Source organism: Pseudorhodobacter antarcticus (assembly GCF_900110135.1).
GTDB classification, from domain to species: Bacteria; Pseudomonadota; Alphaproteobacteria; order Rhodobacterales; family Rhodobacteraceae; genus Pseudorhodobacter; species Pseudorhodobacter antarcticus.
Genome location: NZ_FOCO01000014.1, coordinates 22,707 through 44,929, shown reverse-complemented (window position 1 = coordinate 44,929; position 22,223 = coordinate 22,707). Strand labels below are relative to the sequence as shown.

22 protein-coding genes are annotated in these 22,223 nt (G+C 61.7%); 15 read left to right on the top strand and 7 right to left on the bottom strand.

All coding sequences use genetic code 11. The features are described from left to right. The 3 genes from BMY36_RS09050 to BMY36_RS09040 all read left to right on the top strand — a co-directional run bounded on the left by BMY36_RS09050 (nucleotide 1) and on the right by BMY36_RS09040 (nucleotide 1,544). Nucleotides 1-369, top strand: coding sequence for an RNA-binding S4 domain-containing protein (locus BMY36_RS09050; protein WP_082224935.1), 369 nt, complete (start codon nucleotides 1-3; stop codon nucleotides 367-369). Nucleotides 370-427: 58 nt separating this feature from the next. After that, nucleotides 428-766: a ferredoxin FdxA gene (gene fdxA / locus BMY36_RS09045; protein ID WP_050520889.1), complete on the top strand. Its 339-nt coding sequence runs from the start codon at nucleotides 428-430 to the stop codon at nucleotides 764-766. A gap of 268 nt (nucleotides 767-1,034) precedes the next feature. After that, complete coding sequence (locus BMY36_RS09040; protein WP_050520888.1) at nucleotides 1,035-1,544, top strand: CarD family transcriptional regulator; 510 nt, start codon at nucleotides 1,035-1,037, stop codon at nucleotides 1,542-1,544. A 52-nt stretch (nucleotides 1,545-1,596) separates the two neighbouring features. On the opposite strand, the gene BMY36_RS09035 is transcribed toward BMY36_RS09040, so the two are convergent. Next, nucleotides 1,597-2,325 carry an adenosylcobinamide-GDP ribazoletransferase gene (locus tag BMY36_RS09035; protein ID WP_050520887.1) on the bottom strand — a complete coding sequence of 243 codons (729 nt, stop codon included), beginning with the start codon at nucleotides 2,323-2,325 and terminating at the stop codon, nucleotides 1,597-1,599. Between the two features lie 81 nt (nucleotides 2,326-2,406). Between BMY36_RS09035 and cobT the strand changes: the two genes are divergently transcribed. Then, nucleotides 2,407-3,417 (top strand): nicotinate-nucleotide--dimethylbenzimidazole phosphoribosyltransferase, encoded by a 1,011-nt coding sequence (cobT, locus tag BMY36_RS09030; protein WP_050520886.1) that lies wholly within the window; start codon nucleotides 2,407-2,409, stop codon nucleotides 3,415-3,417. 96 nt (nucleotides 3,418-3,513) lie between these two features. Here cobT and BMY36_RS09025 read toward each other — a convergent pair whose 3' ends face one another. After that, on the bottom strand, nucleotides 3,514-5,412 hold the full coding sequence (locus BMY36_RS09025; RefSeq protein WP_050520885.1) for a cation:proton antiporter domain-containing protein: 1,899 nt from the start codon (nucleotides 5,410-5,412) through the stop codon (nucleotides 3,514-3,516). Between the two features lie 18 nt (nucleotides 5,413-5,430). Further along, nucleotides 5,431-5,862, bottom strand: a complete 432-nt coding sequence (locus BMY36_RS09020; RefSeq protein ID WP_269430860.1) for an Lrp/AsnC family transcriptional regulator — start codon at nucleotides 5,860-5,862, stop codon at nucleotides 5,431-5,433. A 157-nt stretch (nucleotides 5,863-6,019) separates the two neighbouring features. Between BMY36_RS09020 and hppD the strand changes: the two genes are divergently transcribed. Beyond that, a complete protein-coding gene (hppD, locus tag BMY36_RS09015; protein WP_050520884.1) occupies nucleotides 6,020-7,111 on the top strand; it encodes a 4-hydroxyphenylpyruvate dioxygenase in 1,092 nt (363 codons plus the stop codon). 165 nt (nucleotides 7,112-7,276) lie between these two features. On the opposite strand, the gene BMY36_RS09010 is transcribed toward hppD, so the two are convergent. Beyond that, nucleotides 7,277-10,630, bottom strand: a complete 3,354-nt coding sequence (locus BMY36_RS09010) for a hypothetical protein (RefSeq protein ID WP_050520883.1) — start codon at nucleotides 10,628-10,630, stop codon at nucleotides 7,277-7,279. A gap of 193 nt (nucleotides 10,631-10,823) precedes the next feature. On the opposite strand from BMY36_RS09010, the gene BMY36_RS09005 reads away from it, so the two are divergent. Beyond that, the gene (locus BMY36_RS09005) at nucleotides 10,824-11,567 is read left to right on the top strand and encodes an SIMPL domain-containing protein (protein ID WP_050520882.1); all 744 of its coding nucleotides are present in this window, start codon (nucleotides 10,824-10,826) and stop codon (nucleotides 11,565-11,567) included. Between the two features lie 92 nt (nucleotides 11,568-11,659). Further along, a complete protein-coding gene (locus BMY36_RS09000) occupies nucleotides 11,660-12,865 on the top strand; it encodes an aminotransferase-like domain-containing protein (protein WP_197086086.1) in 1,206 nt (401 codons plus the stop codon). Nucleotides 12,866-13,069: 204 nt separating this feature from the next. On the opposite strand, the gene BMY36_RS08995 is transcribed toward BMY36_RS09000, so the two are convergent. Further along, on the bottom strand, nucleotides 13,070-14,356 hold the full coding sequence (locus BMY36_RS08995) for an O-acetylhomoserine aminocarboxypropyltransferase/cysteine synthase family protein (protein WP_050520881.1): 1,287 nt from the start codon (nucleotides 14,354-14,356) through the stop codon (nucleotides 13,070-13,072). A gap of 258 nt (nucleotides 14,357-14,614) precedes the next feature. Between BMY36_RS08995 and BMY36_RS08990 the strand changes: the two genes are divergently transcribed. The 7 genes from BMY36_RS08990 (at nucleotide 14,615) to hisH (ending at nucleotide 19,995) form a co-directional block, all read left to right on the top strand. Continuing rightward, nucleotides 14,615-15,106 carry a transglycosylase SLT domain-containing protein gene (locus BMY36_RS08990; protein WP_050520904.1) on the top strand — a complete coding sequence of 164 codons (492 nt, stop codon included), beginning with the start codon at nucleotides 14,615-14,617 and terminating at the stop codon, nucleotides 15,104-15,106. Nucleotides 15,107-15,212: 106 nt separating this feature from the next. Next, entirely contained in the window at nucleotides 15,213-16,169 is a 957-nt protein-coding gene (locus BMY36_RS08985) for a metal ABC transporter solute-binding protein, Zn/Mn family (RefSeq protein WP_050520880.1), read from the top strand. Continuing rightward, nucleotides 16,166-16,900, top strand: coding sequence for a metal ABC transporter ATP-binding protein (locus BMY36_RS08980; RefSeq protein ID WP_414811691.1), 735 nt, complete (start codon nucleotides 16,166-16,168; stop codon nucleotides 16,898-16,900). Before BMY36_RS08985 ends, BMY36_RS08980 begins: the two co-directional genes overlap by 4 nt. Next, nucleotides 16,900-17,793: a metal ABC transporter permease gene (locus tag BMY36_RS08975; protein ID WP_050520878.1), complete on the top strand. Its 894-nt coding sequence runs from the start codon at nucleotides 16,900-16,902 to the stop codon at nucleotides 17,791-17,793. Before BMY36_RS08980 ends, BMY36_RS08975 begins: the two co-directional genes overlap by 1 nt. After that, nucleotides 17,793-18,701: a metal ABC transporter permease gene (locus BMY36_RS08970; RefSeq protein WP_050520903.1), complete on the top strand. Its 909-nt coding sequence runs from the start codon at nucleotides 17,793-17,795 to the stop codon at nucleotides 18,699-18,701. Before BMY36_RS08975 ends, BMY36_RS08970 begins: the two co-directional genes overlap by 1 nt. A 67-nt stretch (nucleotides 18,702-18,768) precedes the next feature. Then, complete coding sequence (gene hisB, locus BMY36_RS08965) at nucleotides 18,769-19,356, top strand: imidazoleglycerol-phosphate dehydratase HisB (RefSeq protein WP_050520877.1); 588 nt, start codon at nucleotides 18,769-18,771, stop codon at nucleotides 19,354-19,356. Next, on the top strand, nucleotides 19,357-19,995 hold the full coding sequence (gene hisH, locus BMY36_RS08960) for an imidazole glycerol phosphate synthase subunit HisH (protein ID WP_050520876.1): 639 nt from the start codon (nucleotides 19,357-19,359) through the stop codon (nucleotides 19,993-19,995). On the opposite strand, the gene BMY36_RS08955 is transcribed toward hisH, so the two are convergent. Together BMY36_RS08955 and BMY36_RS08950 are read right to left on the bottom strand one after the other, a co-directional pair. Next, the gene (locus tag BMY36_RS08955) at nucleotides 19,992-20,903 is read right to left on the bottom strand and encodes a DMT family transporter (protein ID WP_050520875.1); all 912 of its coding nucleotides are present in this window, start codon (nucleotides 20,901-20,903) and stop codon (nucleotides 19,992-19,994) included. The two genes, hisH and BMY36_RS08955, sit on opposite strands and share 4 nt — an antisense overlap. A 64-nt stretch (nucleotides 20,904-20,967) precedes the next feature. Continuing rightward, complete coding sequence (locus BMY36_RS08950) at nucleotides 20,968-21,360, bottom strand: DUF2147 domain-containing protein (protein WP_050520874.1); 393 nt, start codon at nucleotides 21,358-21,360, stop codon at nucleotides 20,968-20,970. Nucleotides 21,361-21,501: 141 nt separating this feature from the next. On the opposite strand from BMY36_RS08950, the gene hisA reads away from it, so the two are divergent. Continuing rightward, on the top strand, nucleotides 21,502-22,221 hold the full coding sequence (gene hisA, locus BMY36_RS08945) for a 1-(5-phosphoribosyl)-5-[(5-phosphoribosylamino)methylideneamino]imidazole-4-carboxamide isomerase (RefSeq protein ID WP_050520873.1): 720 nt from the start codon (nucleotides 21,502-21,504) through the stop codon (nucleotides 22,219-22,221). Nucleotides 22,222-22,223 lie beyond the last annotated feature (2 nt).

Genomic DNA, 22,223 nt, shown 5'->3' with positions numbered 1-22,223 from the left:
TTGGCCAGACGTGCAAAGAAAGGGGGCGGCACTGCTGCCCCCAACCAAAACGGCAGCCCAGACGAAGACACCGACAGCCCCGACAGCTGCCGCATCGACAAATGGCTGTTCTACACGCGGTTTTTCAAAACCCGCAGCCTTGCCACCGAAATGATCACCAAAGGCCGCTTGCGCATCAACGGCCAGCGTCAGCCCAAACCCGGCCATGCCGTGCGCCCCGGTGATACGTTAACCTTCCCCATGGCCAAAGAAACCCGCGTGATCCGTGTGGGCAGCATCGCCACCCGCCGTGGCCCCGCAGCGGAGGCGCAAAGCCACTACACCGACCTTGCTCCACCCCCAGATGCGACCCTATCCCCGCTTGAATGATTGGCCCGGGTGATTTATCCCATGCCCCAACACGCGCCCAAACGAAAGAAGCCCAGCAATGACCTATGTGGTGATCGACAACTGTATCGCTTGCAAATACACCGACTGCGTCGAAGTGTGCCCGGTGGATTGCTTTTATGAAGGCGAAAACATGCTGGTAATTCACCCCGATGAATGTATCGACTGCGGCGTGTGCGAACCCGAATGTCCAGCCGATGCAATCCGCCCCGATACCGAACCAGATATGGAAAAATGGGTGGAATTTAACCGCAAATATTCCATCGCTTGGCCCGTGATCGTGACCAAACAAGACCCGCTGCCAGATTACGAAGCGCGTGACGGTGAAAAAGACAAAATGACCAAATACTTTTCGCCATTGCCCGGCCAAGGCGGCTGATTCGCGCGCAGCGGTCGCCTAAACATCGCGAATAACCTTGATTTGCAGGGGCAGGGCGCGTGGCTCCGCCTTTTTGTTCCCCTGTTGGAATCAGACCGATTCTGTGTTATGTGTTGCGCAGAGCTAAACAAAGATCGCCACGCCACACCCAGTGCTGCCAGCCGCGATGGGACTTTTCGGATATGCTTTTCAATCGTCGGGGCCTCATCGGCCGCGTGCGGTTTTTCGCGTCCGAAAATGCTGCGCGACCAACCGAGGATACCGCCAGATGACAAAGACCAAAAAGCCCGAATTTCGCCCGAATGAGTTTGTTGTGTACCCCGCCCACGGCGTTGGCCGGATCATTTCCATCGAAGAACAGGAAATTGCCGGCCTGCATCTGGAACTGTTTGTCATCTCCTTTGAAAAGGACAAAATGACGCTGCGGGTCCCCACCCACAAAGCCAGCGAAATCGGCATGCGCTCTTTGTCCTCCCCCGATATGATCACCAAAGCGCTCGACACGCTGAAGGGCAAAGCCCGTGTGAAACGCGCCATGTGGTCGCGTCGCGCGCAGGAATATGAACAGAAAATCAACTCCGGCGATCTGCTCTCGATTGCCGAAGTGGTCCGCGATTTGCACCGCACCGATGACCAGCGCGAACAAAGCTATTCCGAACGCCAGCTGTATGAAGCGGCCTTGGAACGCCTCACCCGTGAAGTGGCCGCCGTGTCCAGCATTGATGAAAAAATCGCGCAAAAAACCGTCGATGACGTGCTGACCTCACGCGCGGCCTAATCGCCGGCGTCACCACAGCAAACGGCGGTCCCAACGGGCCGCCGTTTTGCATTTATACCAAGGTCGCCAATACCACCAAACCAGCGGCTTCGGCCAATTGCTGGCTCGCGCCGCAAATATCCCCGGTTTGTCCGCCAATCTTGGCCTGCGCCACTCGCGCCAGCGCCAAAACCACCGCTCCAACGCAAACCAACAGCCACACCCCCGCAGCCCCCAGCGTCAGCGCAAATCCAACCGCAATCAGCACCGCCACCCCCGCTGACGGGCGCGGCACCATGCCCACCGCATGCGCCAACCCAGCCCCGCGCGCCGACTCCATCGCCGCCATCAAAACCGCCATAGGCGCGCGCGACACCACGGCGACCACCACCACCCCCCACCACGCGCCCGCACCAATCACGGCCACCAACGCCGACCACCGCACCAACCCCACAACCAACAACGCCATCACGCCATATGTCCCGATGTGGCTGTCCTTCATAATCGCCAGCCGCCGCGCTTTGTCCCAGCCGCCCCACAGCCCATCGGCGGTGTCGGCCAAACCGTCCTCATGCATCGCGCCGGTCAGCATCGCCTGAACACCCAGCACCAGCCCCGCCGCGACACCCGCGCCCACAGGCACCATGGCGACCAGCGCCGCAATGCCCCCCACAACCACCCCCACCAAAGGCCAGGCCCAGGCCGCGCCCGGCCCCGGAATATGCGCCGAATGGGGTAGGGGCAGCCGCGTCAGCAACCGCAGTGCACCCGCCACATCGCCCATGATGTCGTTTTGCCTCATACTTGCGTCCCTTTCAGCACTGGCCAAAGCCGTTGGTTCTAGCTACCCAAGACAGGCGCAAACGACAAGGAGCGAGCCACCATGCCCCCCCCCTTCACCGATCTTGCAGGTTTCAAAACCGCCCTCGCCACCAGCACCGGCGCGGATCAGGCGGCGCTTGCGGGTGCCGCCGCGCGCAATGGGCAATTGACCAAACCCTCCGGCGCGTTGGGCGATCTGGAAACATTGGCAATCTGGTATGCGTCATGGCGCGGCACCGACCGCCCGCGCATCACCCACCCCCAAGTCCTTATTTTTGCTGGAAATCACGGCGTAGCCGCGCGCGGCGTGTCGGCTTTCCCACCCGAGGTTACGGTGCAAATGGTCGCCAATTTTCAACACGGGGGGGCCGCGATCAACCAACTCTCCACGCTTTACGGCGCGCAAATGTCGGTCCATGCGCTGGACCTTGATCGCCCCACGCAGGATTTCACAACCGCCCCGGCAATGTCGGACGCCGATCTGCTAATTGCCCTGCAAACCGGTTGGGATGCGGTCAATCCCGCCGCCGATCTGCTGGTGACAGGCGAAATGGGTATCGGCAACACCACCCCCGCCGCCGCCATCGCCTGTGCGTTGTGGGGCGGCACGGCTGCGGATTGGGTCGGGCGCGGCACGGGGGTTGACGATGCTGGCCTTGCGCGCAAGGCCGATGTGGTCGCACAAGGGCTTGCGCTGCACACATCTCGCGCGCCGCTAGAGGTGCTGCGCTGCCTTGGGGGCCGCGAAATTGCGGCCATGGCCGGGGCGATTGCCCGCGCCCGCGTGCTGCATATCCCCGTGATTTTGGACGGGTTTATCTGCTGTGCAGCGGCATCTGTGCTGGCCAAACTGCACCCCGGCGCGCTGGACCACACCATCGCGGGCCATGTCAGCGCGGAATCCGCACATCCCGCGCTGCTGCGCCATTTGGGTAAAACGCCCTTGCTGAACTTGAACCTGCGCCTTGGCGAAGGGTCGGGGGCGGCGCTGGCGATTGGGATTTTGCAAGGGGCCGTGGCCTGCCATTCTGGCATGGCGACATTCGCCGAAGCAGGGGTTGCGGGCGGCTGAGGGCGGCAAACAGGCAGGGGGCTGTCTGCCCCCAAGGCTGCTTTGCCCTGCAAAGCAGCCCCCCCGAAGGTATTTGGACCAAGACGAATGACGGGGTTACTGCGCCGCGGTCAAGTTGGGGCGGGTTTCATCCAAATCCTCGGACATGGCGGCGGCCAAATCGCGTTCCAGCTGTTGGGCGCGCGCGATATAGGCGTCGTTCAGATGCACAGGTTGGCCGGGCACCCAAAGTTCGGCCAGATCGCGCAGGGCGGCGCGTTCCACCTTGAAATAAGTCTTGGCCAGTTTTGCCGCTTCATAATCCGTGAACCCAATGTTTTCCAGCACATAGCGCCCGGCGCGGATGGAGCTGTCGTAGGTTTCGCGCACAATGTCATTGGCCCCCGCTTGATACAGCGCAAACACATGCGGGCGGTCATAGGCGCGCGCGATGATGTGCAAATCGGGGCGGTGTTTGCGCGCATAGGCGGTGATTTTCAGCGCGTTTTCGGGGCTGTCGACAGCGACGACCAGCACAGACGCCTCTGCCAGCCCCGCCGCCTCCAGCAGTTCGGGGCGGGTTGGGTCGCCGAAAAACCCCTTGGCGCCAAAGCGGCGCATTTGCTCGATTGCGGCCATATCGCTGTCCAAAACCACGGTTGAATGGCCGCTCATGCGCACCAAACGGTTCACGTTTTGGCCAAAGCGCCCGATGCCTGCGATGATAATCAGGCCTTTTTCGTCAATCACATCTGCCGGATCCTCCACCTCGCGCGTTTTCATCCGCCGAGCCAGCGCCTCATACCCGATGAACAGGGCAGGGGTCAGTAGCATCGACAAGCTGATGATCAGCAGCACCAATTCCGCCAGCGACCCCGGCAAAATGGATTGTTTGCGCGCGAAACTGACGATTAGGAATCCAAATTCGCCAGCCTGCGCCAATCCCAGTGCAAACAGCCAGCGATTGTGCCCGCGAATTTTGAAAATGAACGAGAGGAGGAGCAGCACCGCCGCCTTTGCCGCAATCACCCCCAACGTCAGCGACAGCACCATGACCGGGTTGGCGGCCAGAATGCCAAAGTTGATGCCAACCCCCACGGTGATGAAAAACAGCCCCATCAGGATACCTTTGAAGGGTTGAATATCCGCCTCCAACTGATGGCGAAATTCAGAGTTTGCCAGCACAACGCCCGCCAAAAACGTGCCCAAAGCCGGGGACAAACCAACCAGCATCATCAAAAAAGCAATCCCCAGCACCATCAGCAACGAGATAAATGTGCTCATTTCTGGCAGTCGCGACGCATGGACAAAGCGAAACACCGGGCGCGTCAGGAAATGCCCCGCAAGGATAATGCCTGCAACAATTCCCAAGGTCATCAGCGTCACGGCCCAGCCCGGCAGCGATTGCACCAGCGTTAACAGCGGCTCGGCAGCGCCTGTCGCCGCCTCGGTTTTCGCCACCCCATCCGTGATGCCAAAGGTTTCCGCCGTCATGCCCGTGCCACTGATCGCCAGCAACGGGATGACCGCCAAAATCGGCACCACCGCAATATCTTGGGTCAACAGCACTGCAAATGTCGCCCGCCCGCCGCCCGTGCGCATCAGGTTCTTTTCGGACAATGTTTGCAAAACGATCGCGGTGGAGGACAGCGAAAACAGCATCCCCAGCACTAGCCCCACTTGCCAGCTTAACCCCAGCCAATGCGCCACCACCGCAATCAGCGCCGTGGTCAACACCACCTGCAACCCGCCCAAGCCCAACAGCTTGTGGCGCATGTCCCACAGCGCGCGGGGGTCCAATTCCAGCCCGATCAAGAACAGCATCATCACCACGCCAAATTCCGCGAAATGCTGCAAATCCTCCGTTTCGGTCCCCGCCAGCCCCAAAATCGGCCCCACCAAAATCCCTGCCGCCAAATAGCCCAGCACAGACCCCAGCCCCAATCGCACCGCCAGCGGCACGATCAATACCGCCGCCCCCAAATAGATCGAGGCTTGGAGCAGAAAGCTTTCCATATCAATCCTTTACATCATTCACGTCGGCAGCGGCGCATCCGGTTTGAACTGGTCCATCACAATCTGGCTTTGCACCCGCGCCACCGCCGGATGCGGCAATAACACCGCATGGATCAACTGGTTCAGCGCGCCCAAATCGGCACACCACACCCGCAGCAAATAATCCGCCTCCCCCGTTAGGGTCCACGCGCTGATCACCTCTGGCCGCGCCGCAATCAAGGCAGCAAACCCCCGCGCGCCCTCTGGCGCATGGCTGGCCATTTGCACTTGCACAAAGGCTTGCACCGTCAACCCCACCCGCGCCGGGGCCAGCTTTGCGGTATATCCGGTGATAAACCCCTCCGCCTCCAACCGCTGCCTGCGCCGCCCTGCTTGGCTGGCCGACAGGTTCAACCGCTCGCCCAATTCCTGCGCGGTCAGCATCGCATTGCGCTGCACCTCGGCCAGCAATCACGAATCAAGATCATCCAGCACCGCGCAAACCCCGCAATAATTCTAAATATCCTGCGTATCTTCCGCATTCCACCGGGCAACCCTACCAAAAAACGCGCAAAATTACGATCACAAACGCGGTAAACTTTTGTAACTAAACCATAAGGATATTCACATGGGTCCCTTCCCCCACACCGCCCCCAAATCCATCCAATCGCCCGCCAATCTGGCTGGCACCGATGGGTTTGAATTCGTCGAATTTGCCCACCCCGACCCGCAATCCCTGCGCGATCTCTTTGCCCGCATGGGCTATATCCGCACCGCCCACCACAACACCAAGGAAGTGGAGCTGTGGCAGCAAGGCGACATCACCTATATCCTGAACGCCGAACCTGGCAGCCACGCCACCCGCTTTGTCGCCGATCACGGGCCGTGCGCGCCGTCGATGGGCTGGCGCGTCGCCAATGCTGACGGTGCGCTGCAACACGCCACTGCCCAAGGCGCCACCCCCTACACCGGCACGGACAAAACCCTGAACCTGCCGGCCATCGTCGGCATCGGTGGCAGCCTGATCTATTTTACCGACCAATACGGCGACCCAAACCCCTACCGCGATTTCACCTTCACCGCGCCCGCCAAGCCCAAAGGCGTTGGGTTTCATTACCTCGACCACCTCACCCACAACGTCCACAAAGGCAATATGGACACGTGGTTTGCCTTTTACGCCAACATCTTCGGCTTCAAACAAATCCGCTTTTTCGATATTGAAGGCAAACATTCCGGCCTCTACAGCCGCGCCCTCACCTCTCCCTGTGGCCGCATCCGCATCCCGATCAACGAAGATCGCGGCGAGGCGGGCCAAATCGTCGAATACCTCAAACGCTATAACGGCGAGGGCATCCAGCACATCGCCGTCGGGTCCGAGGATATTTATCAAACCGTCGATGCCATCGCGGAACGCGGCCTCAAGTTCATGCCCGCGCCGCCCCCCGCCTATTACGAGCTGTCAAAAACCCGCGTCGCAGGGCACATGGAACCCCTTGGCCGCATGGCCAAACACGGCATCTTGATTGATGGCGAAGGTGTGGTGGACGGTGGTGAAACCCGCATCTTGCTGCAAATCTTCTCCAAAACCGTGATCGGCCCGATCTTTTTCGAATTCATCCAGCGCAAAGGCGATGATGGCTTTGGCGAAGGCAACTTTCGCGCCCTGTTCGAATCCATCGAACAAGACCAGATCGCCCGTGGTGTCCTCACCGCAAAATGAAACAAACGGTGTCCTCACCGCAAAATAAACCGCGCGGCACTTTAAAGCCCGCGCTGCCCTCACTGCATCCCACCAAAATCCTAAAAAAACGGGGCGCGAAAAACCGCGCTCCCCTTCATCTTGGTAAAAATACCTGCGCCGCAGGCTCCGCCCGCAGCCCCCAGATCAGCCGTTGGGCATCGCCAAAACCAACATCTTGCCGCCCTTTTGGTATCGCACTTCGCTGCGGGTGATCGCGGCTACAACGCCCCCATCCACCTTATCGCCAACGCGCACTTTGTTATAGCGCCCCGATGATGTGCGGATCAGCGCATAGCGTTTGCCGTCGCTGCCATACACCCCGATCAAATTGGTTTTCGACAGGTTGATCGCGTTTTTGAACGTGGCTTGCTGGGCCACATTGGCGCGGGTCGGAATACGCGGGGCGGCCGAAACTTTCAGCTCCGGCTCGTCATGCTCTTCCTCCGTCTCAGGGGCTTTGGCTTGCGGCGCGGGCGCAGGTGCCGCCGTGCTAGCGCGGCGCGTGGTTTCGCGCGTGGCGGCGGCCACAGCGGCGGCCACAGACCGCGACAAATCTTGGGGCCGCGCGGTGGGGCGCGGCGATGCAGGCACCGCCATCAAGGATGCTTGCTGCACTTGTGCTGCGGCCAAATCGGCGGCTTGTGCGGCGGCGGCGGTATCGGCGGCCACCTGTGCCGCGGCTGCGGCCTCTTTCGCTTTTGCAGCGGCGGCGACAAAGGCGGGCGACCGCGCTTTGGGGCGCAACCCGGCAAATTGCTGCAAGGCCGGATCAACGGGGGCCACAACCGGCACATCCGTTGGCGACAGCGCCGCATCATCGGGCAGTCCAGTTGGGGGGCCAGTTCCGGCGCCAGTTGCGGGTGCTGGCGCCACCGCAGGCGGGGTCAAGGCCGCAGGGCGGCCACGCGGGCGGCGATCTTCAACATTCGCGTCCAGCGCAAAAACAGAAGAAGGGCTTGCGCCCCCTTCCGTCACCACACCTGCCGTGCTTGCGCCTGCCGTATTGGCACCCGCCGCAGCGGGGTCAACAAGCGCAGGCGGGTCTAAGGTTGCATCTGCGGTTGCTGTGGTTTGTGGGGCCGCAACCACCGCCGCATCTGGCACCACAGGGGCCGATAATGCCGCAGGGCGGGCAGGTGGCACGGTCGGCGGGCGCGCGGCAATCAGCCAAAACCCGTCCGGCATCACCACGCCGTTCGCCGTGGCCTTGATGCTGCCATCGGCTTCAAATTCATATTGTGTGCCAAAGGGGGGCGGCGGTGTCGCCGCATCCGGCGCGCCATCTGGGCGCGATTGTGGGCGGGGCAGGGTCACCGCATCAAATGCCGGGGGCTGGCCATCCGTGCCCGCCAGCACAATCTCATCTTGCGGGCCGGCATTTGCGGTTGCACCCGTAACTGTCCCCGCCGTTTGCAAGGCCACATCATCGCCAACCGCCGCCGGGGCCGCATCTGGCACCGGGTCCGCAGTGACCACGCGCTCTGGCACCACAACCTCGGGCGCTACAGCCGCAGGCAGCACCGACTCTGGCACCACAGCCTCGGGCACCCGAACGGGTTCAGGCACCCGAACGGGTTCAGGCACCAGAACGGGTTCGGGCACCGCCGCCGCTTGCACATCACCCGCGCCGCCCGCATCCGCTTGCTGGATTGCGTCTGGCTCCGCCGTGGTGTTGCGCGACAGATACAGCGATGACCATGCCGCCACCCCGGCCAAAACCGCCAGCAGCACCACCGTCAAAATCAGCCCCAAAAAGCGCGGCTTGCCCCGGCGCGCGGCCAGTTTTGCGCCCATCTTGCCCATACTGGCATCGCCACGCGCAGGCTGCGCCGGGTTTGTCGCCACTTTGGATTTGAACCGCGACAGCGCAGTTGCCTTGCCCGGAATCCGTGCTGCAGTGACCATCGCCGCCGCCACGCCTTTGGCCGATTTTAGCGCGTCCTGCGCCACCGTCCCAGCCGCCGTTCCAGCTCCCGTTCCAACCCCAGCCATCAACCCCGGCACGGAACCTTGGGAAAACGCCGCCGTCCCGTTCAAAGGCTTGGCCGCAGACGCAACCGGAGCCGCCTCCGCAGGCCCCCCCCCCGCGCGTGACGTGGTGATAGAGGTCACAACTGGCGTCGCAGGTCCGCTGGTTTTGGGTTTTGCCCCAACCGCCGCGCCCGCATTTTGCGGCTTCACAACAACCGAAGGTGCCGTATTGCCCACGCCACCCGTGTTCGAAATCCCACCCGTGTTCGAAATCCAACCAGTGTTTGACGCCCCACCAAGGCTGGGCGCACGCCCCACCGTCATACCCGCTTCACTGCGGCGGCTGGCAAACGGGGTCGCCTGCACCGCAGGGCCGTCGGTGGTGCGGGCCGCGGTGACCGTCGGGGCCGCAACCCCGTTCAGCCCACGCTTTGGCTCCGGCGCGTCCTTGTCCAATGCTTCAAGGCTCGCTGCACGTTTGCGCTCCGCCTCGATCAAAGCGGCGCGGGCGGTGTCGCGCTCGGCCATCGCGGATTTGACCTTTTCGGCCTCCTCGACCAAGCGTTTGGCCTCACCTTGCGCCAATTCTTGGGCGCGCAATTCGGTTGCCGCTTTGGCGGCTTCGGCCTTTTGGCGTGCCACCTCCTGCTCATCGCGCACAAACGCTGCTGTGGCAGCAGCATCTGCGGCGGCTTGCGCTGCGGCATCGGCCTCGGCTTGGTGGCGCGCGGCTTCGGCGCGGGCCTCGGCCTCGGCCTTCTCGGCTGCAGCAGCGGCGGCCAAGTCGGCCTGCGCTTTGCGCGCGGCCTCCGCCTCGACTTCGGCTTTGGCAAGGGATGCCGCCGCCTCTACTTCTGCCTCGGCCCGCGCTTCGGCTTCCAACTCTGCGGCGGCCTCCGCCTCGGCGACGCGCAACGCCGCGTCATCGGCGGCAGCAACCGCCGCATCCGCAGCCACCACCGGGGCCGCTTTGCCCCCGTCGCGCTTGATCACTTTCACCGGGTCTTGGTCGCGCGTCACCTTCTCGCCGCTGGGCAAAACGGTTGGCGCAATCTCGGTCACGCCAAACCACGGCTCACCGGCAAACTGCCCATCGGCGGGGATGGTCACAAAGGACACCGGGTTAAAGCGGTGCGCCACCGCAAACCCTTCGGCCTCTGCCAAAGTTTCGCGCGCGACCACGGCGACCTGTACCTTGTCGCCTTTGCCCCACCAGTCAAACACCAAATCATCAACAGCGTACGGCGTGCGCCCCTCCAGCGCGGCGCGAATTTGCACCTCTCGCGTGGCCTTGTCGGGTCCGGGCGCTTCCACCTCGACATACAGCACTTGTGACGCGGGCAGCACCAACTTGGTGGTAATCCCCTGCGGCGATAACCCAAGCGCAGAAGCGCGCAAATATCCCAGCGCCTCCTCCAGATCGGGGCTGTCAAACGCAGCACTCCCCACCTCCAGCCAACCGCGCGGCGTGCGGTGCAACAGGGCGATAGAGGCATCGGTGATATTCAGGGCGAAATTTGGTTTCATTGCACAGATCTAGCACAAAAGGGAAAAGCAGGGGAGGTCCAGCCTTAGGATTAATCTTTCCCTACAGCAGCTTTTTGCGGATTGAAAGAAAAAGCCCGCCACTTTTCCGCCCAATCGGCCCAATTCCGCCAAGAATTTGGTTTCGCGCCGCGTCAAACAGTCTAAGACCAACGCAAAACTTAGGAGTATCCATATGCGCAGCCAAACAAACGTGATTTTTGCAGCCCTTCTTGCCTTCACCCCCATGACCCCCGCCCTCATGACCCCCGCCCTGGCACAGTATGCGATACCGCCAATGACCCAACAACCCGCCGCGCCAATCGCCGCCCAAATATCGGTTACAGGCACAGGCACCGTGCAGGCCGCCCCCGATATGGCCACCATTTCGCTGGGCGTCACCCAAACCGCCGATACGGCCAAAGGGGCGATGGACCAAACCAACGCCGAACTGGCCCGCGTGCTGGCGAATATGAAAGCGGCGGGGATTGACGCGCGCGATCTGCAAACCTCCGGCCTGTCGCTGCAACCCACATGGGACGCGGCCACCAACACCCCCAGCACCAAATCCTTTACCGCGTCCAACCAAGTGACCGTGACCGTGCGCGCGCTGGATACGCTGGGCGGCGTGCTGGATGCAGCAGTCAAAGACGGCGCAAATACCTTAAACAATGTGCAATTTGGCGTGTCAGACCCGGCACCCTTGCTGGATGAAGCGCGTTTGCGCGCGGTCGCTGATGCGCGCCACCGCGCCGATGTGATGGTGAACGCGGCGGGCGTGCGCTTGGGCGCGATCACCCAAATGTCCGAACAGGGCGGCGGCATGGTCGCCCCGCGCGGCGAAATGATGATGCGCGCCTCGGCCGATGCGGTGCCTGTCCAGGCGGGGGAATTGGCGTTTTCCGTCAACGTCGCCATGACATGGCAGCTGTTGCAGTAAATTTACCCCCCAGCCTTTTTACGTCAGCCTTATTGACTAACCACCACACGCGCGCCACCTTCCCGGAAAATTCACCCGGGGAGGGGTCCATCATGAAATGGGAACAGGTTTTCGCCAGCCGCGCCAGCCGCATGAAAGCGTCTGAAATTCGCGAACTTTTGAAATTGCTGGACCAGCCCGATATCCTGTCCTTTGCAGGCGGTATCCCGGACCCGGCCCTGTTCCCCACCGCCGCTTTTCAATCCGCGATTGCCGATATTCTGTCGGGCCCACGGGCCGAAGCGGCGTTGCAATATTCGGTATCCGAAGGGTACAAACCCCTGCGCGACTGGATTGCAGGCCAAATGGCGCGCATTGGCGTGCCCTGCGATGCCGACAACATCCTTATCACCTCTGGCAGCCAACAAGCACTTGATTATTTAGGAAAATTGTTCCTGTCGCCGCGTGACACGGCGCTTGTGGGCTGGCCCACCTACCTTGGCGCCTTGGGCGCGTTCAACGCCTATGAACCCGAATATGACCGGCTGGACCCCCACACCAACCGCACCGCCGCCGATTACGCCGATACGGCAGCGGCCAAAGGCGGCCGCGTCAAATTCGCCTATATGTCCGTTGATTTCGCCAACCCCACGGGTGAAACGCTGGACGCCGCCACCCGCCACGGCATGCTGCAACTGGCGCAAGATCTCGACATCGCGATCATCGAAGACGCCGCCTATCAATCCCTGCGCTTTGATGGTGACGCGGTGCCGCCGATTTTGGCGCTGGAAATCGCGCAAAAAGGCAGTATCGAGGCGGCGCGCACGCTTTATTGCGGGTCGTTTTCCAAATCACTGGCCCCCGGCCTGCGCGTGGGTTGGATATGTGGCGCGCGCGAGGTGATTGGCAAATTGGTGTTGATGAAACAAGCCGCCGATCTGCACACCTCCACATTGAACCAAATGGCCATCGCCGATGTGGCGGTGTTGATGTTCGAGGGTCACGTTGCCAAAATCCGTGCCGCCTACCGCGCGCGCCGCGATGCGATGCTGGCGGCCCTGACCACACACATGCCCGCGGGCATCACATGGACCCGGCCCGAAGGCGGCATGTTCATCTGGATAACCTTGCCCGTGGGCATGGACGGCGCGGACCTGTTGGCGCGCTCGCTGCAAAGCCAAAAGGTGGCCTTTGTGCCGGGGTCTGCGTTCTTTGCCGATGGGTCGGGGCGCAACACCATCCGCCTGTCATTTTCCCGCGCGGATGAGGCGACAATCGGTGAAGGCATCAAGCGTCTGGGCATCTTGTTGCGCAGCTAAAACAGGGGCGGTGGGTTGTACCCACCCTACACCCGCATCGTATGTCGGGGTTCACCCCGACTTTCGCCCAACAAAAACCGCGATACACCCGTTAAAATTTAATTAACAAAAAAACCAACCCATAACCATATCAACACCTTACCCCGCGCATCGCGCGCGATTTTGCACCCGCCCCATAACCGGGGCAGGTGCGATCTTTCCAAATCAGCCCTTGGCCAACGCCTGTTCCAAATCGGCAATAATATCGGCCACATCCTCAATCCCGATCGACAACCGAACCGTGTTCGGCGAGACACCCGCCGCCGCTTGCTGTTCATCTGACAGCTGGCGGTGGGTGGTCGATGCGGGGTGAATAACCAGACTGCGGGTATCGCCCAAATTCGCGACATGGCTGAACAATTGCAGGTCCGACACCAGCTTCACACAGCCCTCATACCCGGCCTTCAAGGACACGGTGAACAACCCACCCGCCCCTTTTGGACAGACCGTGGCGACCCGATGCTTGTAAGGGGAACTGTCCAGCCCCGCATAAGTGACCTTTTCCACCTTGGGGTGCTTTTCCAGCCATTCCGCGACCTTTTGGGCATTTTCCACATGCCGCGCCATCCGCAACGACAGGGTTTCAATCCCCATCAGCGTGTAATGGGCCGCCTGCGGGTTCATCGTCATGCCAAGGTCGCGCAAACCGATCGCGATGGAATGGAAGGTAAAGGCCATACCCCCCAGCGCCTCATGGAATTTGATGCCGTGATAGGCAGGTTCAGGCTCCGACAGGCTGGGGAATTTGCCCGATGTGGACCAATCAAACGTGCCGCCATCGACCACGCAACCGCCCGTGACGGTGCCATTCCCTGTCAGATATTTCGTGGTGGAATGAACCACCAAAGTCGCGCCCAGTTTCAACGGCTGGCACAAATACGGCGTGCCCGTCGTGTTGTCCACGATCAGGGGCAGGCCCACCTTATTGGCAACCTTCGCCACCGCTGGAATATCTGTGATATACCCGCCGGGGTTCGCGATGCTTTCACAGAAAATCGCGCGGGTGTTGTCATCCACCGCCGCCTCAACCGCCGCCAAATCATCGAAATCCACAAACTTTGCGGACCAGCCGAATTTACGGATTGTGTTCGTAAACTGCTGGATCGTCCCACCATACAAACGGCTGGAGGCGACCACATTACAGCCCGGCTGCATCAGCGGAAACAGCGCCATCAACTGCGCCGCGTGCCCGGATGAGCAGCACACAGCCCCCACACCCCCCTCCAGCGCCGCAATCCGTTCGGCCAGCGCGGACACGGTCGGGTTCGTCAAGCGTGAATAGATATAGCCGACCTCGGACAAATTGAACAACGCCGCCGCATGATCGGCGTCGCGAAACACATAGGCTGTGGTTTGATAAATCGGAATTTGCCGCGCGCCTGTGGCCGGATCAGGCCGCGCGCCCGCGTGAATTTGAAGCGTGTCAAAACCTTGTGGTGCTGCGTCAGACATGAATTTCCCCTGATGTTTTTGCTTTGTGATACTGTGTTGCCCACGACGTTAGGGCAAAGTTTGCGCCAGCACAATTGGCCGATTTGGCGCGCGTAAGTGCCCAAGGCGGCAAATTTTCCGCCCCAAAGGCTGCGTGCGGAACACTGATCTTACAATCTGATAGGCGGGAAAAAGCCAGCGCGCATAACCAGTGTTTGCCAGAATTACAGCACAAAGATAAAGAAGCGCAGTTGATGTTAGGAGATTGTGATGCCCCTCATGCCCCGTCGCGCCGCCCTGTTGGGCCTTGTTGCCTTTCTATCCGCTTGTGGTGGCCGCAAAACCCAAAGCAATAACCGCCCCGATGCGCCCCCCGCGCCAAACGCCGCGTTTGACCCGCCGCTGCATGTCAATGAAACTCCCGAACTGCGCCGTTTGATCAATGAAGCGGCTGATCGCAACGAAGTGCCGCGCAGCCTTGTTCACCGTGTCATCATCCGCGAAAGCCATCACCGCCCCGGCACGCGCAACGGGCCTTATTACGGCATGATGCAGATTTTGCCCGCCACCGCGCGCGGCATGGGGTTTACTGGCCCAAATGCAGGCCTTTTGGATGCCGAAACCAACCTGCGCTATGCGGTGCGATATTTGCGTGGCGCGTGGCTGTTGGCCGATGGCAGCCAGGACACAGCGGTAAAATGGTATTCGCGCGGTTATTACTATGAGGCAAAGCGCCGGGGCATGTTGGTTGAAACGGGCCTGCGCACCTAACCGCATCGCGTCAGTTGCGAATAATTCTCAACTTTCTTGACTTTGCGAAGCATTCGCAATATCTACCGTACATGTGGGCATAGTGGTCCCGCCAAGGAGGTATGGAATGAGGCTGTCGCGCCGTGATGTTTTGACCGCAATCCCCTTTGTGTTTGCGTTGCCGCATGGCCTTGCGGCGGCCACCGCGCCGCAGATTGTGGCGACCACGGGCATGATTGCCGATGCTGCGCGGCGTATCAGCGGGGGGGCGGTCACGGGCCTGATGGGGGCGGGGGTGGACCCGCACAGTTTTCGCCAGACGCGCAGTGATGTGGCGGCCCTTGTGCGCGCCGATCTGGTGTTGTGGCATGGGCTGCGGCTGGAGGCGCAATTGGTTGATTTTATGGCCGATCTGTCGCGCCGGGTGACGGTGGTGCCCGTGGCCGAAGCGATTGCGCCCGACCGTTTGTTGTCATGGGACGGCTACCCTGACCAGCACGACCCGCATGTGTGGATGGACCCAATGCTGTGGCTGGGGGCGGTGGATGCGGTAACGGCCGCATTGGTGACGCTGGAGCCTGCGCGCGCGGATGAATTTAGCGCAAATGCGACCATCTACCGTGCGGAGATTGCGGCGCTGGACGCATATGCCCGCGATGTGTTGGGGCAAGTGCCCGAGAGCGCACGGGTTTTGGTCACGGCGCATGATGCGTTTTCCTATTTCGGGCGGGCTTATGGGTTTGAGGTGGAGGGGCTGCAAGGCATTTCCACGGAAAGCGAGGCGGGTCTGTCGCGGATTGGCGATTTGGTCGATATGCTGGTCGCGCGCAACATTGGCGCGGTGTTTGTCGAAAGCTCGGTGCCAGACCGGGCCATGCGGGCGCTGGTCGAAGGGGCCGCGGCGCAGGGGCATAAGGTGGTGATTGGCGGCGAATTGTTTTCCGATGCGATGGGCGTCGATGGGACGTATGAAGGCACTTATCCGGGTATGATTGACCATAATATCACCGTGATCGCGCGGGCCTTGGGGGCGGATGCGCCGCCGCGCGGGCTGAATGGCCGATTGGCCGAGGGGCGGGCGTGACCGATACCGCATTGAGTTTTAATGATATTGTGGTCCGTTATGGTGCCACAACGGCGGTCGATGGGGCCACGGCCAGCCTGCCGATGGGGGCAATGACTGCGATTGTGGGGCCAAACGGGGCGGGCAAATCAACGTTGCTCAAAGCGTCTTTGGGGATTGTGCCAATGGCCGCAGGCACCGCGCAGTTTTTCGGCCAGCCGTTGGATGCTGCGCGCGCGCGGGTCGCCTATATGCCGCAGCGCGCCTCGGTCGATTGGGATTTTCCCATTCGGGTGATTGATGTGGTGTTGATGGGGATGCAACGAACCTTGGGGTTGTTGCGGCCGATTGGGCGGGCGAACCGGGCATTTGCGTTTGAGTGTTTGGAACGGGTGGGATTGACCGAATTTGCCACCCGCCAAATTGGCGCGCTGTCGGGCGGTCAGCAACAGCGGGTGTTTTTGGCCCGCGCCTTGGCCCAAAAGGCGGAGCTGTATTTGTTGGACGAACCATTCGCTGGGGTGGATGCCAAGACGGAGGCGGCGATTGTGACCGTGCTGCGCGATTTGCGGGACGCGGGGGCTGCGGTGGTGGCGGTGCATCATGATTTGGCCACCGTGCCGCAATGGTTTGACCGGGTGCTGTTGCTGAACCGGCATGTGATTGCCAGCGGCCCAGTGGCGCAGGCGTTTACGCCTGCGTTGCTGCAGCAAACCTATGGTGGCGCGCTGCCGCCAGTTTTGGCCGCCTGATGAACGCCGCTATCCTTGACGCATTGACCCTGCGCATGGGTTATAACGCCACGCTGGTCACGCTGGGGGCGGGCGCTTTGGGCCTTGCGACCGGGGCCGTGGGGTCGTTTTTGTTTTTGCGCCGCCGGTCCTTGGTGCCCGATGCGATGGCGCATGCGACCTTGCCGGGGGTGGGGATTGCGTTTTTGATTATGGTGGCGCTGGGCGGCGATGGTCGGTTTTTGCCGGGGCTGTTGCTGGGGGCAGGGGTGTCGTCGCTGCTGGGGCTGTGGGTGTTGCAAGGGCTGGTGCGTGGCACGCGGCTGCCCGAGGATGCGGCGATTGGCATCGTTTTATCCACCTTTTACGGCGCGGGGATTGTGCTTTTGACGTTTATCCAAGGGCTTGGCGCAGGGCGGCAAGCGGGGCTGGAGGGGTTCTTGCTCGGCTCCACCGCCGGAATGTTGCAAGCGGATGTGTATTTGATTGGGGCGGGGGGGCTGTTGGTGTTGGCCGCCTTGTTTGTGATGCGCCGGTTGTTGGTGATGGTGGCGTTTGATCCGGGGTTTGCGCTCGGCATAGGGCTGCGCCCGGCGCTGATTGATGCGGTGTTGATGGGGTTGGTGCTGGCGGTGGTGTTGTTGGGCATCCGCGTGGTGGGGGCTATTTTGGTGGTGGCGCTGTTGATCACGCCTGCGGTTGCCGCGCGCATGTGGACCGACCGGGCAGGGCTTATGGCGTTGATTGCTGCGGCCATTGGCGGGGCGGCAGGCTTTGGCGGGGCGGCGATTTCGGCGGCGGTGCCGGGGGTGCCCACGGGGGCGTTGATTGTGGCGCTGGCGTTTGGCGCGTTTTTGGTGTCGGCAGTGATCGCGCCGCGCCGGGGTCTTTTAGGTCGGGTGTGGGCACGGTGATGGGCGCGGATTTTGTCACCTTGTCGCTGGTGCCCTTGCTGATCGCCGTTTTGGCGGCGGTGGCCTGTGCGTTGCCGGGCAATTTTTTGCTGCTGCGCCGGCAGGCCATGATGGGCGATATGATGGCCCATTCGGTGCTGCCAGGGCTGATCGTTGGATTTTTGCTGACGGGCCAAGTGTCGGGCTGGGTGATGTTTGCAGGCGCGGGGGCGGCGGCGCTGGTATCAGCTTTGATGGTGGAAGCGATTACCAAATTGGCGCGCGTGGACCCCGGTGCTGCGATGGGGATGACCTTTACCACCATGTTCGCGTCCGGTGTGTTGCTGTTGGAACTGTCGGGCGCGTCGGGCGTACATCTGGATGTGGAACACGCGCTTTATGGCAATTTGGAAAGCTTGATTTGGCTGGATGGCACAGGGTGGGCGTCCTTGACGGACCCGGTGGCACTGGCGGGCTTGCCGCCCGAATTTGGGCAATTGGCGCTGGTGGCCATGGTACTGGCGGTGTTGCTGCTGGTGTTTTGGCGCTGGCTTGTGATGGCATCGTTTGATGCGGGCCATGCGGCGGTGTTGGGACTGCCTGTTGGGGTGATATCGCTGGGCATTGTGGTTGCCACGGCGGTCGCTTCGGTGGCGGCGTTTACCGCCGTGGGGTCCATCCTGACCATCGCCATGCTGATTTGCCCGCCCGCCGCTGCGCGGTTGCTGACCAACCGTTTGGGCGTGCAAGTGTGGTTAAGCCTGGGGTTTGCGGCGATTTCCGCCATTTTGGGCTATGTTGCGGCGGGGTATGGGCCGATTTGGCTGGGCCTGTCGGGGGCTGTTTCGGCGGCGGGGATGATTGCGGTTGTCTCGGGCCTGCTGGTTGCGGGGGCGGCGCTGTTTGGCCCGCATCGCCGCGCGTCCTAAACCCTTTTCAACCCGTGCCCGCCCGCCTATAACCGCGCCAACCGTCCCCAACACCCGGAGCATTGCCATGCGCACCGCCAGCCTGTCGCGCGACACGACTGAAACCAAAATCGCCGTGGCGATCAATCTGGATGGCACCGGGCAATCCGACATTCAAACTGGCATTGGGTTTTTCAATCATATGCTGGACCAATTGGCCCGTCATTCGTTGATTGATATGACCGTGCATGCCACGGGCGATTTGCACATCGACGACCACCACACGGTGGAGGATTGCGGGATTGCGCTGGGCAAGGCCTTGGTGGCCGCGATTGGTGACAAGCGCGGCATCCGGCGCTATGGCCATTTTGCGCTAGCGATGGATGATGCGCAGGTGCGTTGTGCGCTGGACCTGTCGGCGCGGCCGTTTTTGGTGTGGAACATGCCCTTTCCCACCGCGAAAATTGGCACGTTTGATACCGAATTAGTGCGCGAATTTTTCCAAGCCTTGTCCACCCATGGCGGCATCACGCTGCATGTCGATCTGGTCCACGGGTTCAACAGCCACCACATTGCCGAAGCCGCGTTCAAATCCGTGGCTCACGCCCTGCGCGCAGCGGTGGAGGCCGACCCGCGCCGCGCAGGGGTTATCCCATCCACCAAGGGCAGCCTGTAAATGCTGACGGTTCTGGTCGATTACGACAGCGGCAACCTTCATTCCGCCGAAAAAGCGTTTCAGCGCATGGCGGTGGAGGTGGATGGCGGCAAAGTGCTTGTCTCCAGCCGGGCCGAGGATGTGGCCCGCGCCGACCGTATCGTGCTGCCGGGTGACGGTGCCTTTCCGGCCTGCCGCGCGGCACTCGGGCATTATTCCGGGCTGTTCGAGGCGATTGAAGACGGCGTGACCCGCCGCGCCGTGCCCTTCCTCGGGATTTGCGTGGGCATGCAGATGATGGCCACTTGGGGCCGCGAATACACCGATACCAAAGGGTTTGATTGGATTGGCGGTGAGGTAGTGGCGATCAAACCCGCCAATCCCGCGCTAAAAGTGCCGCATATGGGGTGGAATGATCTGGTGATCGGGTCACATCATCCGGTGCTGGAGGGGCTGGCCACGGGCGACCACGCTTATTTCGTCCACTCCTACCATTTCCGCGTCGCGGACCCGGCGCAGCGGTTGGCTTATGTGGATTACGGCGATCAAATTACGGCGATTGTGGGACGCGATAACATTGTTGGCATGCAGTTTCACCCGGAAAAATCCCAAGCCAACGGGTTGCGGATGATTGGCAATTTCCTGCGCTGGGCGCCTTAGGGTTTTTTGCGCGCCAACCTGCCGTCAATCACCAACAGCCCCAGCGCGATCAACCCCATGCCCGCGATGTGGCGCAGGGCGAGTGTTTCATTCAGCACCAACACCGCAAGCGCAATCGCGCTGACCGGGATCAGGAAGGTGACGAGTGCCAAGTTCACCGCGCCCGCCCGCGCCAGCAGCCGGAAATACAGCTGATACGCCAGCGCTGTGGACAGCAGCGCCAACCCCACCACGGCGGCGATGGGTACCACCCCCGGCAGCGGTTGCGTCCAAGGGCGGTCCACCCCCACCACCAACGGCAGCATCATCAAGCTGGAGGCGGTCAGCATCCCAAAGGCGGTGGCAAGGGGCGGCAGGCCCAACCGCTTGAACCGCCGCCCCCATACGCTGGCAAAGGCATAGCAGATTGCAGCCGCCAAACACGCCGCTTGCGCCAACACCGTGGCCGCCCCTGCGGTCAGCGCCGCCCCGCCCATCATTACCACCACGCCCACAAAGCCAATGCCAAGGCCCAGCAATTTGGCCCCGGTCAACCGCTCATCCGCCGTGCACAGATGGGCGACGATCAAGGTGAACAGCGGCGTGGTGGCGTTTAAAACACTGGCCAGCGCGCTGCCGATTTGCCCCTGTGCCAGCACGAAAAACGTAAACGGCAATGCGTTGTTCAGCGCGCCCATGACCAACAAAGCGCCCCAAACGGCGCGCCCTTTGGGGAACGGGGTGCGCGTAACCGCCAGCACCCCTGCCAGCGCCAGCGCCGCCAATGACACCCGCAAAAAGACGATGGTAAACGCAGGCAGATGCCCCACCGCCAGCTGCACAAAGAAAAACGACCCGCCCCAAAGCAGGGACAGGGTCGCCAGCAGCAGCCAATCTAGGCCGCTCATCTTTAGGGTCTGTGGGGTCATGCGGTCCTCCGGTTTGGCCCCCTGCTATCAGCACGGGAGCCCCCTTGCGACCCGGAACCTGCGGTTATTTCACGCGGGCCCACACGCCGCCATCGCGGCAAATTCCGAACACGCAGCCTTCGATCGCAAGGCTGTTGCCGTTCAGCTTCATCTTGGAATTATAGGTTTTATTGCGGTCCGGCGACCAAACCTTGCCGTCGCCATACGCCCCGCCGCCCTTGGCCTTCATATCCCAGATAATCTGCTTGCCAACGTTTTCGGACTTCATGGCCTTGCCTTTGTTGTCAAAGGATTTCACCAAAGTGCCACACAGCGCCGCGCCGCAGGGTTTGATTTGGACATGGCCAAAATTGCCATTGTCATCGGCTTTGGTTTGCCAAACGCCTTCGGCCGGGTCGGCGGCCTGCGCCATACTTGCGCCAAAAATCAGGGCTGCGGCCAAAATCAGTTGCTTCATCTCATGCTCCTCCCAAAGCTTATTTCTGCACCTTTGCGGGGAAACTGCGACCACGCAAGTGTGACGTTGGGTAGCGCCGCATCTTGGCAAGCCCGCCCCCCTGTGCCAAAGACCAAGCGCAGATAAACCCCGGAGGCTGTGATGATCCTATACCCCGCAATCGACCTGAAAGATGGGCAATGCGTGCGCTTGCTGCGCGGCGAAATGGACGCGGCGACCGTGTTTGGCGACGACCCGGCAGCCCAAGCGGCGGCGTTTGAGGCGGCGGGCTGTGCTTGGGTGCATTTGGTGGATTTGAACGGGGCATTTGCGGGCCAACCTGTGAACGGTGCAGCGGTGGAGGCGATTTTGGCGCGGGTCAAGGTGCCGTGCCAATTGGGCGGCGGTATTCGCGATATGGCGACGATTGAACGCTGGCTGTCGCGGGGCCTTGCGCGGGTGATTTTGGGCACGGTGGCCGTGGAAAACCCCGCGTTGGTGCGCGAGGCGGCGCTGGCTTTTCCCGGCAAGGTCGCCGTGGGGATTGATGCGCGGGCGGGCCGCGTGGCGACCAAAGGCTGGGCGCATGAAACCGATATGATGGTCACCGACCTTGCCCGCAGCTTTGAGGATGCAGGCGTGGCCGCGATTATTTATACCGATATCGACCGCGACGGCGCGATGCAGGGGCCAAACATTGCCGCGACCGAAGCATTGGCGCGCGCTGTGTCGATCCCCGTGATTGCGTCGGGCGGGGTGTCGTCGATAGTGGATTTGATGGCGCTGCGCGATACGGGCGTGATTTCGGGCGCGATTTCGGGGCGTGCCCTTTATGATGGTGCGATTGATCTGGGGGCGGCGATCACGGCGCTTGGTGCTTGATC

Excerpts from the sequence above, each read along its gene's own strand:
- BMY36_RS08985 (WP_050520880.1), top strand. The coding sequence starts at position 15,213 with ATGAGGCTGTCGCGCCGTGATGTTTTGACCGCAATCCCCTTTGTGTTT.
- BMY36_RS08975 (WP_050520878.1), top strand. The coding sequence starts at position 16,900 with ATGAACGCCGCTATCCTTGACGCATTGACCCTGCGCATGGGTTATAAC.
- BMY36_RS09000 (WP_197086086.1), top strand. The coding sequence starts at position 11,660 with ATGAAATGGGAACAGGTTTTCGCCAGCCGCGCCAGCCGCATGAAAGCG.
- BMY36_RS09040 (WP_050520888.1), top strand. The coding sequence starts at position 1,035 with ATGACAAAGACCAAAAAGCCCGAATTTCGCCCGAATGAGTTTGTTGTG.
- BMY36_RS09035 (WP_050520887.1), bottom strand. The coding sequence starts at position 2,325 with ATGAGGCAAAACGACATCATGGGCGATGTGGCGGGTGCACTGCGGTTG.
- BMY36_RS09005 (WP_050520882.1), top strand. The coding sequence starts at position 10,824 with ATGCGCAGCCAAACAAACGTGATTTTTGCAGCCCTTCTTGCCTTCACC.
- BMY36_RS08955 (WP_050520875.1), bottom strand. The coding sequence starts at position 20,903 with ATGACCCCACAGACCCTAAAGATGAGCGGCCTAGATTGGCTGCTGCTG.
- hisA (WP_050520873.1), top strand. The coding sequence starts at position 21,502 with ATGATCCTATACCCCGCAATCGACCTGAAAGATGGGCAATGCGTGCGC.
- BMY36_RS09010 (WP_050520883.1), bottom strand. The coding sequence starts at position 10,630 with ATGAAACCAAATTTCGCCCTGAATATCACCGATGCCTCTATCGCCCTG.
- BMY36_RS09025 (WP_050520885.1), bottom strand. The coding sequence starts at position 5,412 with ATGGAAAGCTTTCTGCTCCAAGCCTCGATCTATTTGGGGGCGGCGGTA.
- BMY36_RS08990 (WP_050520904.1), top strand. The coding sequence starts at position 14,615 with ATGCCCCGTCGCGCCGCCCTGTTGGGCCTTGTTGCCTTTCTATCCGCT.
- BMY36_RS08995 (WP_050520881.1), bottom strand. The coding sequence starts at position 14,356 with ATGTCTGACGCAGCACCACAAGGTTTTGACACGCTTCAAATTCACGCG.
- BMY36_RS08970 (WP_050520903.1), top strand. The coding sequence starts at position 17,793 with ATGGGCGCGGATTTTGTCACCTTGTCGCTGGTGCCCTTGCTGATCGCC.
- cobT (WP_050520886.1), top strand. The coding sequence starts at position 2,407 with ATGCCCCCCCCCTTCACCGATCTTGCAGGTTTCAAAACCGCCCTCGCC.
- hppD (WP_050520884.1), top strand. The coding sequence starts at position 6,020 with ATGGGTCCCTTCCCCCACACCGCCCCCAAATCCATCCAATCGCCCGCC.
- hisB (WP_050520877.1), top strand. The coding sequence starts at position 18,769 with ATGCGCACCGCCAGCCTGTCGCGCGACACGACTGAAACCAAAATCGCC.
- fdxA (WP_050520889.1), top strand. The coding sequence starts at position 428 with ATGACCTATGTGGTGATCGACAACTGTATCGCTTGCAAATACACCGAC.
- hisH (WP_050520876.1), top strand. The coding sequence starts at position 19,357 with ATGCTGACGGTTCTGGTCGATTACGACAGCGGCAACCTTCATTCCGCC.
- BMY36_RS08950 (WP_050520874.1), bottom strand. The coding sequence starts at position 21,360 with ATGAAGCAACTGATTTTGGCCGCAGCCCTGATTTTTGGCGCAAGTATG.